Here is a 14,650-nt window from a genome sequence, read left to right on the forward strand (position 1 = left end):
GTATCTTGAGCGCTGGCCGAGAAGCAGTAAAATGAAATTATCTGCAAGATTAATAAGTTTTACTCATGAAAATCGACATCCTCGGTGTGCAGGCGTTTGTTGCGATTGCCGATCAAGGCAGCTTCCAGGGAGCCGCTGGCGCCTTGCATGTCACGCAGACGGCGGTAACGCTGCGCTTGCGCAAGCTGGAGGATTTTCTGGGTGTCACGTTGATAGAGCGGACCACGCGCTCCCTTGCGCTCACCGACATCGGGCAGGACTTCCTGCCCCAGGCCCGGCGGCTGCTGGATGAGCTGGCGGGCGCGCTGGTGGAGATTCGGGAAACCGGAATGGCGCGACGTGGCGACGTCTGCATCGCCTGTGTGCCCACCGTAGGGGTGCAGTACCTGCCACGCATCCTGCAGGCGTATTCCGCCCGCTATCCACACAACCGCATCAAGATTCTCGATCACGCCTCTTCAGCCGTGGCCGATGCGGTGTTGCGCCGGGAAGCCGAATTCGGCATCAACATGGCCAGGGAACATCATCCTGAGCTGGCAAGCGTTCCCTTGACCACGGACCGGTACGTGCTGATCTGCCACCACACCCATCCGCTGGCCAAACGCCGCCGCGCCACCTGGGCGCAGCTCAAGCCTTACCCGCTGATCTTTGCCGGGGAGGTGAGCGGCAATCGCACTTTGCTCGATCCGGTGCTGGACGCCAACCGCCTCGCCTTGCGTTCCTTCTATGAAGTGCAGCGCAGCTCGACGGCGATGGGGCTGGTGGCACAGGGGGTGGGCATCGCCGTGGTGCCGGGGCTGGCGGTGCAGGAAGGGGCCTATCCTGATGTGCGCAGGATCGACCTGGTCGAGCCTGTGGTGTCTCGCAGTCTGGTTCTGATCACGCGCAAGGCGGCGCACCTCTCGCCGGCCGCACAGGCGCTCTACGACATGATCCGCGAAGAAGAACGTCGGCGCTGAGGCAGGGATGGGAACGCGTCCGGGAGCCGTAGTCGTCCTTGATCCGGCGTTTGACTCAGCGTCCGTCTGCCGGGCGCTGGGGAAAGACTGAATTGCCCAAGGCATTGCCCATGCGATTGGACAAAGCCGAGTGGTTGAAAACGCCGAGCTGGTTGCCCGGCCGGTTGATGATCTGCTCCGCGCCGGTTGGCGCCGCGGGTCTGGTCTCGCCATTGGCCGCACCAACGGTGGCTGGCTTGAGCTTTTGGGTCAGGCAAGCATAGGAGGGTGCCCGTACACCGTTGACCTCGACCTCGGCGCAGACCTGCGCCGTGCCATCGTCGGGCTGGCCATGGGAGAGCATCGGCGTAGCGGTCAACACCAGCCAGGCCGGCAGGGTCAACAGCAGGCGGCGTAGGGGCGGGAAGCAATGGAGCATGATGGGATAGGTGATGGTTTGCCCATCAGCATAGCCGTTCACGCCCAAATGACAAGACCATTGCGGGACCGGACTTGACCGAAAATTACGCCGATTTACAGTGTCACGAGAACGTCATCTTCCCGGACTACCATCTCCGCGTTCGAATCGGGCGGCCATCACAACAAGTCCATAAAGCAGCCGCGCCGGGCCATGCAAGCCGGGTCAGGGGGTTTCCAATGCCACCGCGCAGACAGCCAGCAACGCCCGGCTGAAAAAGAATTATGAAAGTTTGATGACATTTGGCGGACTACCCGTTTGCCAGACGTCTATGCATGTACAGGCCGGACAAGATCCGGCACGTGGCGGTGACCGGGGATACCGGCGCCGCATGCAGAGACATCAATCGGGGCGAAAATTTCAGAGATGCGAACAGCAAAAGGAATCACCAAAGCAGGGGCGGGCAGAAGCAGGCGATCACCTCCACATACCTTTGCCTGGCTGGGTGCAATCGGCGTCGTGGGCGCGGCCAACCTGGTCTGGCATCCCGGTGCGCAGGCACAGCAGACGGCACCGGCAACGGTGCCAGCAATGCCGGCCACGGGTGAACCACGCGAGATCAGTCCGACGGCGGCTCAGGCGCGCCAGGTCGACATCATCGAATACATCGTGCGCGGCAATACGGTGCTGGACGCCCGCAGCATCGAGCAGGCGGTGACGCCTTTCCTCGGTCCGAAACGCACGCTCAAGGATATCGAAGCGGCCCGGGATGCCCTGCTGGCGGCCTACAACGCCAAGGGCTACCAGTCGGTCTATGTGGACTTGCCGGAGCAGCAGGTCAGCGATGGCGTCGTATTCCTGCAGGTGTCCGAAACCAAGGTCGGCCGCTTGCGCGTGGTCGGTGCCCAGTACAACTCGCCCAGCGAAATCCGCGAGCAGGTGCCGGCGCTCAAGGAAGGGCAGGTACCCGACTTCACCCAGGCGCAGGCCGAGCTGAGCGCCCTCAATCGCGGCGGCAAGCGCCAGGTCATGCCACTGGTCAAGCAGGGCAGCCTGCCGGGCACCATGGATGTCGACCTCAAGGTCGAAGACAGCAGTCCCTGGCGCGGCAGCATCGGCCTGAACAATGATTACAGCGCCGACACCCGCCATCTGCGCGCCACGGCCAGCCTGGCCTACGACAATCTCTGGCAACTGGGACACAGTCTGTCGGTCAGCTTCTTCGGTACGCCGCAAGACCTCAGCCAGACGCGCGTCTGGTCGGCCTCCTACTCGGCACCGCTGCGCGGCACCAACTGGAGCATCGAGGCCTCGGGCTACGTCTCCAACAGCAATGTCTCCACCGTGGGCGGCACCAGCGTCCTGGGCAAGGGCAATGCCTTCGGGCTCAAGGCGGTCTATACGGTGCCGGCCAGCGGAGAGTGGTATCACACCCTGTCGGCCGGCGTCGATTTCAAAGACAACAAGGAAGCGCTCCGCCTGGGCGGCAGCGGCGACAACGTGCCCCTGCGCTACGCCCCGATCACGCTGGGCTATGCCGGGTTCCGCCAGGGAGAACGCAGCCAGTACGGCCTCAATGTCTCGATGGTCTCGGGCACCCGCAGCTTCTTCGGCTATGGCAGCGACGAGTACAAATTCGACTACAAACGCTACAAGTCCTCGCCCAGCTTCACCCTGTTCAAGGCCGATTTCAACGGCAGCATCACCTTGTCCGGCAACGAGCAGATCGGCGCGCGGGTGTCGGCGCAGATGACCGATTCGGCACTGGTATCGACCGAGCAGATCGCCGCCGGCGGCGCCAGCTCGGTACGTGGCTACCTGTCGGCCGAAGCCACCGGTGACTACGGTCTGGTGGGCTCGCTGGAACTGCGTTCATCACCCCTGACCTGGCTCAATCCCTGGGTCGAGAACTGGCGCGCCTATGTCTTCACTGACGGTGGCTATTTGCGCCTGCGCGATCCGCTGCCAGAGCAGAGCGACAGCTTCAACCTGGCCTCGCTGGGCTTGGGCACCAGCTTCACGGTACTGCAGCGTGTCAGCGGCCGCCTCGACCTGGCCTATCCGCTCAGAAAGGCGGCGCGTACCGAGGCCCACGACTGGCGCCTGAATTTCAGCGTCAACGCCAGCTACTGAGTACACCCCTTTCAATTTCTGTAGACATCATCCATCCCGGTTTGTGGAGACCCTAGCTATGAGACGTATCCTGTTTGTGCTGCTGGCCCTGGTCAGCGCCGTCCTTCCCAACCTGGCCCAGGCCTGGTGGCAGCCCGACTGGGCCTATCGCAAGCCGCTGACGCTGGATGCCGGCCCGCAGGGCGCGGCGCTGGGCGCCGATGCCGGCCGTGTGCCGGTGCTGCTGCGCCTGCATACGGGCAATTTCAGTTTTGAAGGCGTACACGAAAGCGGCAACGACCTGCGCTTCATCGCCGGTGACGACAAGACCGTCCTGAGCTACCAGATCGAACAGTTCGATCCCCTCCTGGGCATCGCCCTGATCTGGGTGGACATTCCCGCGTTGCCGGTCGGCGCGCCGCAGCAGGTGTGGATGTACTACGGCAATCCCAAAGCACCGCCGGCCTCCAATGGCCAACGCAGCTTCGATCCGGATTACACCCTGGTCTATCACTTTGGCGAAGCCAATGCCGCACCGCGCGACAGCACCGCCTTCGGCAATCATGCCCAGACCGCAGTGAGCAGTCTGGATGGCGCGGCCATCGGCCGGGGCGCGCGTTTCACGGGGCAGCCCCTGATGCTGCCGGCCTCGCCCTCACTGGCGCTGGCGGCCGGTGGAAACTTCACGTTCTCGGCCTGGGTGCGTCCTGACCAGCTGGGTCCGGACCAGACCCTCTATGCCCGTCGCAACGGCGCCGATGAATTGCTCATCGGCATCGACAACGGCGTGCCTTTCGTACAGGTCAACGGCCGTCGCAGCAGCCCCGGACAACCCGTGCAGGCTGGCCAGTGGTCGCACCTGGCGGTCAAGGCCGATGGCCGCAACGTGGCCCTGTCCGTGAATGGCCGTCCCGCTACGGCCCTGGCACTGGCATTGCCGGCGCTGGCTACGCCGGCTGCGATTGGCGCGGACATGGCTGGCGGCAAGGGCGCTGCCTTCAATGGTGCCATCGACGAAGTTCGCCTCTCCAAGGTGGCGCGCAGTGACGCCGCGCTGCTGGCCGATGCGCTCTCGCAGGGAGGGCAGTCGCGCCTGCTGGCGTATGGTGCCGACGAGAAGCAGGCCGGCAAGAGCCACTTCGGCTTCATCCTGGCCGCCATGCCGGTCGATGCCTGGGTGGTGGTCTGCTTGCTGGGACTGATGATGGCACTTTCCTGGGCCATCATGATCGGCAAGGGCCGCAGCTATGGCATGACGGCACGTGCCAACGCCGTCTTCATGCAGCACTTCCGTGCCACCGCCGGTGCTGCGCTGGACGTGCTGGCCCGCAACCAGCAGGTACCCGCAGAGGTGCGCGAGCAATCCTCGCTGTGGCGCCTGTATGCCGTGGCCGTGGAGGAAATGCAGCAGCGTCACCAGCGCGGCTACGATCTCAATGCCGTCTCCGACGCCACCATCAGCGCCATCCGCGCCGCCATGGACGGCGTGATGGTCCGCGAGAACGAACGCATGGCCAGCCGCATGGTATGGCTCTCGACCACCATCGAAGGCGCGCCTTACGTCGGGCTGTTCGGTACCGTCATCGGCATCATGCTGGTCTTCGTGGTGGCAGCCATGGCCGGTGCGGTGGACATCAACTCGGTGGCGCCCGGCATGGCAGCCGCGCTGCTGTGTACTGCTGCTGGCCTGGGCGTGGCGATTCCGGCGCTGTTCGGCTACAACTGGCTGTCTTCGCGGTCCGATGCCATTGCTGCCGACATGGCGGTGTTCGTCGATGAGTTCGCTACCCGCCTGGCTGAAGAGCAGGGCGCCGGCCGCCAGATGCGCGCCACCCTGCAGTGCGCCTGAGGAGGAACGCGACATGGCCAACCCCTCACGCTTCGGCGTCAAGAAACGCAGTGGCGGCATCAACATCACCCCCTTCGTGGATGTGCTGCTGGTGGTGCTGGTGATCTTCATCCTCACCAGCAATGCCAGCATCCCCGGCCTGAAGGTCGATCTGCCCAAGGCCAGCGCCGCCGTGGCGCTGGAAAAACCCAAAACCAAGGCCATCACCATCGACAACGGCGGCCAGGTGTTCCTGGATGCCTATCCTGTGAGCCTGACCGAGCTGGAAGAGCGCCTGCGCACCGAGAAGGCGCTCACGCCGGACTTCCCGGTGATCGTGCGCGGCGATGCCTCGGTCCAGTATGCCCGGGTGGTGGAGGTGCTGGATCTGCTGCGCAAGATCGAGCTGAACCAGATCGGCCTGGTCACCGGCAAACCAGGCGCCGGGGGATAGATTGAAGATCGATGATCTCCCGCGCAAGGCGTCGCCGGCGCAGCCATCGTCACTTCGTGCGCGCCGATGGCTGGGGCCGCTGATCGCTCTGGCAGCGGTAGCCGCATTGGTGGCACTGGTCTGGCACCTGCTCACCGATACCGCAGCGACCCGGCGCGAAGTGGCCGGGCCACCGATGGTGATGGTGCCGCCGCCGCCACCACCGCCACCGCCGGAGCCCGAAAAACTGCCCGAACCCACGCCCGAAAAGATCAAGCCCGAACTGCGCGAACCCGAGCCGGTACCGGCCGAGGCCCCCAAGGATGACAGCACCCCCAGTCCCAACAAGGACCTGGGCGACCCGGTCACCATGGATAGCGCCGCCCAGGCCGGTACCGATGCCTTCGGCATCGCAGCCGGGCGGGGCGGGGGCATGAGCGGCACCGGCGGCGGACTGGGGGCGGGTTCCTACTCACGCTACTTCTCCAGCGCATTGCAGCAGGCCTTTACCCGCGATGCACGTACCCGCCAACTGGTCTTCGAGGATATCCGTCTGGATATCTGGCTGGATGCAGAGGGGCGTGTAACCAGGGTGCAGCTGGTGCAGGGCACCGGCAATACCCAGACCGATGAGGCTGTGCTGGCGATGGTGCGCGATTTCCGTTCTGACGAAACGCCGCCGCCATCGTGGCATTCACCGGCACGTATTTCGATCCGCGGGCGGCGCCCCTGAGCAGGGCTGGCTGCGGTAATGACGACCCATTCCATTTACTTTTCATGCAGAAAAAAGCGATGACACTCTCGATGATGACCCCGGTCCGGCGCGACCAGGACCTGCCCGCCCTGCGCAGCCAGCGCCTGCCTCTGCTGGCGCTGGCCGCAGCGATGCTGTGCATGCCGGCGCTGGCCCAGGCGCAGGCGAACGGCGCCACCGAATCCACCATGGTCAAACTGATCCGCGGCCTCATGCAAAGCGGTGCGCTCAAGCCGGAGGTCGGCGAAGCCCTGCTGGCACAGGCCCAGACCGAGGCCATGGCGCAAGCCCAGCAAGCGCGCCAGCTGGCCGCCGCCAGCAGCAACCCCGGCCCGCGCCTGGAACCGGGCGACGTGCGCGTTCCCTACATTTCGGCCACGGTGCGCGACCAGATCCGCGACGAGGTCAAGGGTGAGATCATGGCCCAGGCCAAGAGCGAAGGATGGGCTGCGCCCAATGAAACCCCCGAGTGGACCAAGCGTATCCGTATCGAAGGCGACATGCGGGTGCGTGGTGAGTCACGTTACTACGCGGGCAGCAATACCAATGCGCAGATCGACTGGCGCAGCCTGAATGCTGGCAGCGGCTACGACGTCAACCCGAACACCAACTTGCAGCTTCCCCAGTTGCTCAACACGCAAAAAGACCGCGCCAACCAGTTGCGGGTGCGCGCGCGCCTCGGGGTGATCGCCGACATTTCTGAATCCACCCAGGCCGGCGTGCGGCTGGCCACCGGCAGCGATGACAGCCCGGTGTCAACCACCCAGACCCTGGGGGGCGGGCTGAGCAAGAAGAACGTATGGCTCGACCAGGCTTGGGTTTCCTACAAGTTCAACGAAATGTTGAGTGTGACCGGCGGACGTTTCGGCAACCCCTTCTTCAGTACCGACATGCTGTTCTCCTCGGACCTCAACTTCGACGGCGTGGCTGCCCGCGTGAACAAGACCCTGGCCAACAGCGATATCTCGGTGTTCGCTACGCTGGGCCTGATCCCGCTGGAATATTCTTCGGATAACAGCCCGTCGCGCAGCCAGAACAAGATGTCCAGCCAGACCAAGTGGCTGTTGGGCGCCCAGGTCGGTGCAGACTGGAAACTGGATAATGAAAACAAGCTGCGCGGTGCCTTGGCCTACTACGACTTCCGCAATATTGAAGGGCGTGTGTCCAACTCTTGTGCCCTGTATGCCGGCGCGGATGGATGCGACTCCGACTGGAGCCGGCCGGCCTTCATGCAGAAGGGCAATACCCTGATGCTCCTGCGCAATATCGCGCTCAATCCTGCCGATCCGGCCAATACTGCCCAGCCGCAGTATGTGGGTCTGGCGTCGAAGTTCCAGCTGCTCGACATCAACGCGCGCTGGGATACCCGCGTAGCTGGCGGCTACGGCCTGCGCCTGGACGGCAACTACATCCGCAACCTGGCTTATGACCAGAACGAGATGTTCCGCCGCGCCAACAACAATATCGTCAACAACTTCGGTGGCACTGGCGGTACTTCGCAGCGCGACTTCAAGAGCGGCGCCAACGCCTATCTCTTGCAGGCCACCTTCGGCCGTCCGGACATGGCCGTACGCGGCGACTGGAATGTGCTGGCCGGGTACAAGCGCATCGAGCCCGATGCCCTGCCTGACGCCTACAACGACTCCACCTTCCATCAGGGCGGCACCAATGCCCGGGGTTACTACCTGGGCGGCAATTACGCGGTCGACAAGAACACCTACCTGAGCGGCCGCTGGTTCGCCACGCGCTCGGTATATGGCCCGCCGTTGTCGATCGATACCCTGCAGGTCGAACTCAACACCCGCTTCTGAGGACGCACGATGAGAGCTGATTCGATCCGCGCCACCCTGGCGGCGCTGCTGGCCGGGCTGTTGCTGGGCACTGTCGGTACGGCCCAGGCCCAGCAAGGCGCCAGTATGGAAGAGCGGCTGCGCAACCAGTTGCGGGCCACTACCACGCAGTTGCAGGAGGCCCAGAACGAACTGGCCGTGCTGAAGGCCGGCCGGCCAAGCGCGCCCGGCCCGCTCCAGGAACCGGCCGCTGACACCGGCAAGCTGCGCCAGGAAATAGCCGAACTCAAGGCGCAATTGGCCGCCGAGCGCCAGGCCCGCAAGGAGGACGTCGTCTCGCGCCAGCAGTTCCAGGCCGAGAGTGGCCGGGCCCGCGAGCAGGCCGGCCAGTTGCGCAACGCCTATGACGGCTTGCTCAAGATCGCTCGTGCTGCCGAGGCCGAACGACAGCGCCTGGCCGCGCAGGACGAGCGCCAGCGCCAGGCACTGAGCCAGTGCACGGCCAAGAATGTGCGGCTGGTTGAGGTCGGGCAGGAAATCCTTCAAGCCTATGAAGGCATGGATGTCGGCACGTTGATGTCGGTGCGCCAACCCTTCGCGGCGCAGAGCCGGGTGAAGTACGAACAGATTGCCCAGGATTACGGCGACAAACTCTACGAGGGACGCTTCGATGAACGCAGCCTGCCTCCGAGTCCCGCCGGCAGTGCATCCGGGGCGGCTCCCCAGGGCGCCGCACAGCAGTGAGTCGCAAGTGATGACCGCGCCTGTGCGCAGGCGCGGATTTTCTTTTTTTTGTTGATGGGAACCGATCATGAAATGCCTCCATACCTCCGCAACTTCCAGTGCACGCGGATTGCCGCGCCTGCGTGCGTTTTCCGGCGTGCTGATGGCCGCACTGCTGGGCCTGAGCGCCTCCGGGGCGATGGCCGCTGACAAGGTCGTGGCCAGCCTCGGCCAGGTCAGCGTGCCCGAGAGTGACGTGGCGAAGATGCTGGAACTGACCCCGCCAGCCGAACGCGCCGCCATCAAGGAGAACCGCCAGGGCGTGGAAAACTGGCTGCGCCAGCGCGTCACCAGCGAGGCCGTATTGCGCGAGGCCCGCAGCAAGGGCTGGGCCGATCGTCCGGAGATCAAGGCCCGTGTGGAAGCCGCCGTCAGGGACGTGACCGCGCGCATCGTCAGCACCAGCTACCTGGAGTCGGTGGCGCAGGTGCCGGCTGACTATCCGTCGGCCGCCGATGTGGCGGCGGCCTATGAGCAGGGCAAGAGCAACTTCAACCTGCCCGCGACCTATCGTGTGGCGCAGATCTATCTGCCGGTGCGCGCCAACGATGCGGCCGACCTGAAGAAGGTGATGGACGAGGCCAGGAAGCTGGCCGTGCAGGCGCGTAGCGGCGACTTTGCGGCGCTGGCCAAGGCGCGCTCGCAAGACGAGCGCAGCGCTGCACAGGGCGGCGAAGTCGGTGTCCTGAGCTTGCCGGAAATGGTGCCGGCTGTGCGTGAGACGGTCTCTAAACTCAAGACCGGCCAGGTCAGCGATCCGGTGCAATCCGATACCGGTGTGCACATCATCAAGCTGCTCGACCAGCAACCCGCCCGCAGCGCCACCTTGGAAGAGATGAAGCCGCGCCTGAGCATGGCGCTGCGCCAGCAACGCCAGCAGCAACTGCTGCAGGACTACCTGAACAAGCTGGCCCCGGCCGAACGCGTCAATATCGACACCGCCGCACTGGATGCCGTGCTGCAGAAGTCGAACTGAGCACGCCATCCCCACCACATCGACGAGGAGCAAGCAACATGAGCAATAGCCAAGCCAACCCTGGTACCGACAACCCGGCCACGCCTGCGCCGGCAGCGGCCGATGGCCTGCTGCACACCATCACCCCCGAGCAGATCGCCGAGGCCATCAAGGCCGCCGGCTGTGCGGTCACCCTGTTGGAGCAGAACGGCCTGCCGATGCTGCACAGCGCCAGCCATGGCGTGGGATTCCAGGTCCTGTGGGGAAATCCCGCCGCGACCGCCGGCCAGTACCTGGACTTCACCCTGAGTTGCCCGCTGCGGGTACAGGAAGGCAGCTTGCCCGAAGGATTGATTGCCGAGTGGCATCGGGCCCGGCGCTTTGCGCGCCTGGTCCAGCATGGCGAGATGATTTCGCTGGAAATGGACGTCATGGTGGTCGGCGGTGTGGGACCGCACTACTTGGTGACCATGATGCAAGTATGGATGCAGATGATGGGGCAGCTCTTCCTGTACCTGCGCAACTACGACGGCAAGTCGCCGGTGCCACCGGTTGCCTCGGCGGGCGCCATGGTGGCCGAGCAGCCGGCGCACGGCGAAGCGGCCTGATTGCCGCACGCCGATGGCGTGGGGGGCGATCACAGGCTTGCGCTGGCTGGTGCTGTTGGCGGCCCCGGCAGCACTGGCTGCTGCCGATGCTGTCGTGCCGGCGGTGCAGGCCAGTGGGGTGTTCATCAACATGCGTGGCGATGTGCTGACGGCCCGGCATGCGGTCACCGATTGCCGGACCGTGTATGTGGTCAAGAATACGCGGGTGGTGGTGGCGAGCGTGCTGGCACTGAGCAATGAGGCTGATCTGGCGGTCCTGCAGACTTCGTTCAAGCCGCTCCTGGCGGCGACACTGAGCGAGCAGGGGGCCCCGGCCGGACATAGCATCGCCGTGTTCAGCGAGGCCTATGCGCTGTTGCAGGCGCTGCCGGAGCGCGGCCGTGTGCTGGCCAATGCGCTGACGGTGCCCGGCCATCCGGGTGAGCTGCAGATGGTCTCGGGCTCGCGCCCGGGCGCCAGCGGTAGTGCGGTGCTGGACGAGGGCGGCCTGCTGCTGGGACTGGTGGCCGAGCGGGTGGCCGCCGGCAGCGGCGGGGGCGTGGCCGCGATGCAGCCGGGTGCGCCGCGCGCGGGCATGGCAACGCAGGTGCGCGCAGTGCCGGTGGAGGAGATCCGGCAGTTCCTGCAGCAGGTCGATGTGCCGTATACGCAGAGCCGTCGCGCCCAGATCGGCACGCTGCAATCGCCCGCTTCGCGGGCATCCACCCTGGCGGTGGGGATCCTCTGCGGATGAAAGAGAAGGATGGAAGAGCTGATGCGACTATACGAAGGAAAAAGGCGGGCACTGCGCTGGTTGTTGGGCTTGCTGGCCGGGCTGGGCATGGCAGCTGAACTTTCCGCGCAGGCGCCTGGTCGTGGCGCCCAGGGCGTACCGCAGCACTGGATCAGCTACGGCGAGATGGTCAGCAACCAGTTTGCGCAATGGCTCAGCGATGCCCAGCAGGAGGGCGTCATGGAATTGCACACCTGGCTGCAGGACCGTGTGCTCAAGGAAGGCAAGCCGCCGCTGCCACCTCTGGTGGCACGCGTCTGGATCAGTCCGCAGGGGATGGTGGAGCGGGTGGAGCTGCCTTCGCTGGGCGAGGCGCGCGTTGATACCCGGCTTCGTCTGCTGCTGAGCTCATCGCCTCTGCCGGAGCCGCCTCCAGCAGACATGCGCCAGCCACTGGTACTGCAGTTGTCGCTGGATTTCCCCCTGCCCGCAGGACAATAGGCATGCCGGCTCTGGAACATGAGGTCCTGCCTGCGCCGGGCAGCGAGGAAGCATTGTGCCGTTACGTCCAGGACCTGGTGCGCGAAAAGCGCCCCGCCGGCGGCTGGCAGTCTCGCGCCCAGGCGATCCGGACCATCGCACCGGCAGCACTGGAATTCTCCGAGTTCTACGGGGGGCCGCGCCTGCATCCGCGCACCATGGCGCGCACGCTGGACCAGTGGATCGCCCGGATGCCGGAGGCTCAGCAGTGGTTCGGTGGGCGGAGATGATGCGGCTTCCCGGCGCAGTCATCGTGCGGTCACCGTCAGGTCATTTTTGACCGCTAAGTTAACGGTTTTCATTCGCAGCAGGCGTGTCTCCCGTCCAGCGAAGATGAGCTGCAGTCCATGAATCCGTCCCTTACCTTCGCCACGGTGCTGGCCTTGCTGGCAGGCCCGGTCTGCGTTCTTGCGGCGCAGCCGCTCGCGGAGCCATCCCGGCAGTTCAGTTTCGACATTGCCTCGGGGCCGTTGGCACAGGCACTGCAGCAGTATGCGGCGACCACCCGGCGACCCACGCTGTACCGCAGCGAGATCGCTGCCAACCGCATCTCGGCGCCCCTGCACGGGCGCTATACGGCGGCAGCGGGACTGGAACGCTTGCTGCGCGGATCGGGCTTGCAGATCGAGCGCTTCGATGATGGCGCAGCCAGCGGCTTCATCCTGAAAACCGCGCCCGATGCGCCCGATTATCACGACCCTGCAGATTACGTGGCCTGGCTGCAGCGACAGATATGGCGTTGCCTGTGTGGCCAGCGGCTGGCCGCGACGGGCGCCTACCGCGTGCTGCTGCATTTTCGTATCGATCGCAGCGGGCGCCTGCAGAAGACAGCACTGCTGACGTCAAGCGGACAAGCCGAACGGGACCAGGCCATTCGCAACGCCCTGGCCGCCCTCCAACTGAATATCTTGCCGCCCTCGATGATGCCGCAGCCCATCACCCTCCTGATCGTCCCCAATGACCCGCAGGCCAGCCTGCGCTGCGAGAGCGAGATCGGCGCGGCCGCCTCTGAAGATGCTGCCATGTTGGAGCCCGCGCCATGACCGAGCAGCTCGCCACCGGGCTGATGGATTATCTGGCCCGGCATTACGCCAGCATCAAGTCGCGCCTGGGGCGCATCGTCGGCAACAGTGACCTGGCCGCCGACGCGCTGCAGGATACTTGGCTACGTTTGCAGGCGAGGGAAGAGGAAGACACCATCCAGAATCCGGCCGGCTACATCCTCAGGATCGGGGTCAACATCGCCATCGACATCCAGCGCCGCCAGTCGCGCGCAGTCTCGCTCGATGAAGTCAATGCCGCCATGGAACTGGCCGATCCGGCGCCGGGTACCGAACATGTGGCGCAGGTCCGCTCTGAAGTGCAGGCTTTGCTGGCGCACATCGAGGCGCTGCCCAAGCGCCAGCGCAGCGTCATTTCCCTGGTGCATTTCGAGGGCCTGGCGCAGAAGGAAGTGGCACAGCGCTTGGATATTTCCTTGCGCACCGTCGAGTCGGACCTGAAGAAGGCGCATGAAACGCTACTGGCTCGCCGCGACGAGGTACCCTAGCCGGTTCGCGGTTTTATGCTCGTCCATTCGTCTTGCAGTGTGAGAGGAGGGGACGGCGATGTGGCAGCCATGGATGACAAGAAATGAACACTAGCAAACAGATGCGCAATCCCGAAGACCAGAGCATGCAACGACAAGCCTGGGTATGGCTGCGCCTGCTGCACTCGGGCAAGGCCCGGCAGTATGACCTGGACGGCTTCCAGCGCTGGCTGCGTGCGAGCATATCGCACCAGCAGGCTTTCCAGGCAGCGCGCCAGGAGTGGGAAACCTTGGGCGAAGCAGCAGCTCTGCAGGCCGCGCAGGCGCGCCTGGAAGTTTCACCGCCGCGTAATGTCAATGGCGGCCGTCGTCTCTGGCTGGCCTGGATTGCCAGCGGCGCCACGGCTGCCGTGGCCGGCGCTGCCATCGTGCATCCGCCCTTGGGACTGTGGCCGGCGGCCGAGACGTGGGGCGGCGATGCCACCACCGTAGGGGAGCAGCGCGCACTGGATCTCGGTGATGGCATCCAGGTCACCCTCAACACCCAGACCAGCATCCGGCGCCAGTCGGTCGATGGCCGGGTCAGCGGCATTGAGCTGGTCAAGGGTGAGGCAGCGGTGGACCTGGCCGGTATCGCCGGCAGCTTCACGGTGCTGGCCGGGAAGGCGCGCAGTACCTCCAGTACCGGCAGCTTCGAGGTGCGCAATCTCGGCGACAAGGTCTGCGTCACCTGCCTGGCCGGCGAAGTGGTGATCAGCCATCCAGCCGGCCAGCGCAGGCTCTCGGGGCGGCAACAGGCGATTTACGACGCGCGCCGCATCAGCGGCATCGGCGGGGTGCAGACTGAACAGGTAGCGGCCTGGCGGCGTGGCGAACTGCGCTTTGACCAGACACCGCTGCGCCAGGTCATCGAAGAGATCAATCGCTATCGCCCCGGTGACGTCGTGCTGCTCAACGACAAAGTGCGCGAGGCGCCGGTCAGCGGCAGTTTCTACATTGCCTCGCTGGACCAGGCGCTGGCGCAGTTGCAGCGTACGTTCAACCTGAAGGCCAAGGTCTTGCCGGCCGGGATCTATTTGCTGAGCTGATCGCGATGGACTGGCGCCAGGGAAATGGGAGCCGATTGCAGAGCTTTTCATGTTTTTTTCGTGCAGTTTCTTTGCGGTTTGTCCGCCCGCCATTCGTCTTGGCGTGTCGGAATCGTCTGCGCTTTTTGCAGACCGTTCCTCCACGAAGCCGGAGCGTCTCTTG

16 protein-coding genes are annotated in these 14,650 nt (G+C 64.9%); 15 read left to right on the forward strand and 1 reads right to left on the reverse strand.

What is annotated here, in order from left to right; all coding sequences use genetic code 11:
- Positions 1 to 65 precede the first annotated feature (65 nt).
- Positions 66 to 959 (forward strand): LysR family transcriptional regulator, encoded by an 894-nt coding sequence (locus tag ACLRDN_RS12650; protein WP_413460315.1) that lies wholly within the window; start codon positions 66 to 68, stop codon positions 957 to 959.
- Positions 960 to 1,014: 55 nt separating this feature from the next.
- On the opposite strand, the gene ACLRDN_RS12655 is transcribed toward ACLRDN_RS12650, so the two are convergent.
- Positions 1,015 to 1,419, reverse strand: coding sequence for a hypothetical protein (locus ACLRDN_RS12655; RefSeq protein ID WP_413460316.1), 405 nt, complete (start codon positions 1,417 to 1,419; stop codon positions 1,015 to 1,017).
- Between the two features lie 456 nt (positions 1,420 to 1,875).
- Between ACLRDN_RS12655 and ACLRDN_RS12660 the strand changes: the two genes are divergently transcribed.
- From ACLRDN_RS12660 to ACLRDN_RS12725, 14 genes are all read left to right on the forward strand, one after another.
- Positions 1,876 to 3,489 carry a ShlB/FhaC/HecB family hemolysin secretion/activation protein gene (locus ACLRDN_RS12660; protein WP_413460317.1) on the forward strand — a complete coding sequence of 538 codons (1,614 nt, stop codon included), beginning with the start codon at positions 1,876 to 1,878 and terminating at the stop codon, positions 3,487 to 3,489.
- Positions 3,490 to 3,547: 58 nt separating this feature from the next.
- Positions 3,548 to 5,317, forward strand: a complete 1,770-nt coding sequence (locus tag ACLRDN_RS12665; protein ID WP_413460318.1) for a DUF2341 domain-containing protein — start codon at positions 3,548 to 3,550, stop codon at positions 5,315 to 5,317.
- Between the two features lie 13 nt (positions 5,318 to 5,330).
- On the forward strand, positions 5,331 to 5,750 hold the full coding sequence (locus ACLRDN_RS12670) for an ExbD/TolR family protein (protein ID WP_413460319.1): 420 nt from the start codon (positions 5,331 to 5,333) through the stop codon (positions 5,748 to 5,750).
- Position 5,751: 1 nt separating this feature from the next.
- Positions 5,752 to 6,462, forward strand: a complete 711-nt coding sequence (locus tag ACLRDN_RS12675) for an energy transducer TonB (protein WP_413460320.1) — start codon at positions 5,752 to 5,754, stop codon at positions 6,460 to 6,462.
- 59 nt (positions 6,463 to 6,521) lie between these two features.
- Positions 6,522 to 8,294 (forward strand): putative porin, encoded by a 1,773-nt coding sequence (locus tag ACLRDN_RS12680; protein ID WP_413460321.1) that lies wholly within the window; start codon positions 6,522 to 6,524, stop codon positions 8,292 to 8,294.
- Between the two features lie 9 nt (positions 8,295 to 8,303).
- The gene (locus ACLRDN_RS12685; RefSeq protein WP_413460322.1) at positions 8,304 to 9,017 is read left to right on the forward strand and encodes a hypothetical protein; all 714 of its coding nucleotides are present in this window, start codon (positions 8,304 to 8,306) and stop codon (positions 9,015 to 9,017) included.
- 67 nt (positions 9,018 to 9,084) lie between these two features.
- Positions 9,085 to 10,032 carry a peptidylprolyl isomerase gene (locus tag ACLRDN_RS12690; RefSeq protein WP_413460323.1) on the forward strand — a complete coding sequence of 316 codons (948 nt, stop codon included), beginning with the start codon at positions 9,085 to 9,087 and terminating at the stop codon, positions 10,030 to 10,032.
- Between the two features lie 38 nt (positions 10,033 to 10,070).
- Positions 10,071 to 10,619, forward strand: a complete 549-nt coding sequence (locus ACLRDN_RS12695) for a YbjN domain-containing protein (protein WP_413460324.1) — start codon at positions 10,071 to 10,073, stop codon at positions 10,617 to 10,619.
- A 13-nt stretch (positions 10,620 to 10,632) separates the two neighbouring features.
- The gene (locus ACLRDN_RS12700; protein ID WP_413460325.1) at positions 10,633 to 11,352 is read left to right on the forward strand and encodes a S1 family peptidase; all 720 of its coding nucleotides are present in this window, start codon (positions 10,633 to 10,635) and stop codon (positions 11,350 to 11,352) included.
- Positions 11,353 to 11,373: 21 nt separating this feature from the next.
- Positions 11,374 to 11,832 (forward strand): YbaB/EbfC family DNA-binding protein, encoded by a 459-nt coding sequence (locus ACLRDN_RS12705; protein ID WP_413460326.1) that lies wholly within the window; start codon positions 11,374 to 11,376, stop codon positions 11,830 to 11,832.
- A gap of 2 nt (positions 11,833 to 11,834) precedes the next feature.
- Positions 11,835 to 12,101: a hypothetical protein gene (locus ACLRDN_RS12710; RefSeq protein WP_413460327.1), complete on the forward strand. Its 267-nt coding sequence runs from the start codon at positions 11,835 to 11,837 to the stop codon at positions 12,099 to 12,101.
- Positions 12,102 to 12,218: 117 nt separating this feature from the next.
- Entirely contained in the window at positions 12,219 to 12,914 is a 696-nt protein-coding gene (locus ACLRDN_RS12715) for a TonB C-terminal domain-containing protein (protein WP_413460328.1), read from the forward strand.
- Positions 12,911 to 13,420 carry an RNA polymerase sigma factor gene (locus tag ACLRDN_RS12720; protein ID WP_413460329.1) on the forward strand — a complete coding sequence of 170 codons (510 nt, stop codon included), beginning with the start codon at positions 12,911 to 12,913 and terminating at the stop codon, positions 13,418 to 13,420. Before ACLRDN_RS12715 ends, ACLRDN_RS12720 begins: the two co-directional genes overlap by 4 nt.
- 83 nt (positions 13,421 to 13,503) lie before the next feature.
- Positions 13,504 to 14,487 (forward strand): FecR family protein, encoded by a 984-nt coding sequence (locus tag ACLRDN_RS12725; protein WP_413460330.1) that lies wholly within the window; start codon positions 13,504 to 13,506, stop codon positions 14,485 to 14,487.
- The last annotated feature ends 163 nt before the right edge of the window (positions 14,488 to 14,650 follow it).

This window comes from Herbaspirillum huttiense (genome assembly GCF_047300815.1).
Lineage (GTDB): Bacteria > Pseudomonadota > Gammaproteobacteria > Burkholderiales > Burkholderiaceae_D > Herbaspirillum > Herbaspirillum huttiense_A.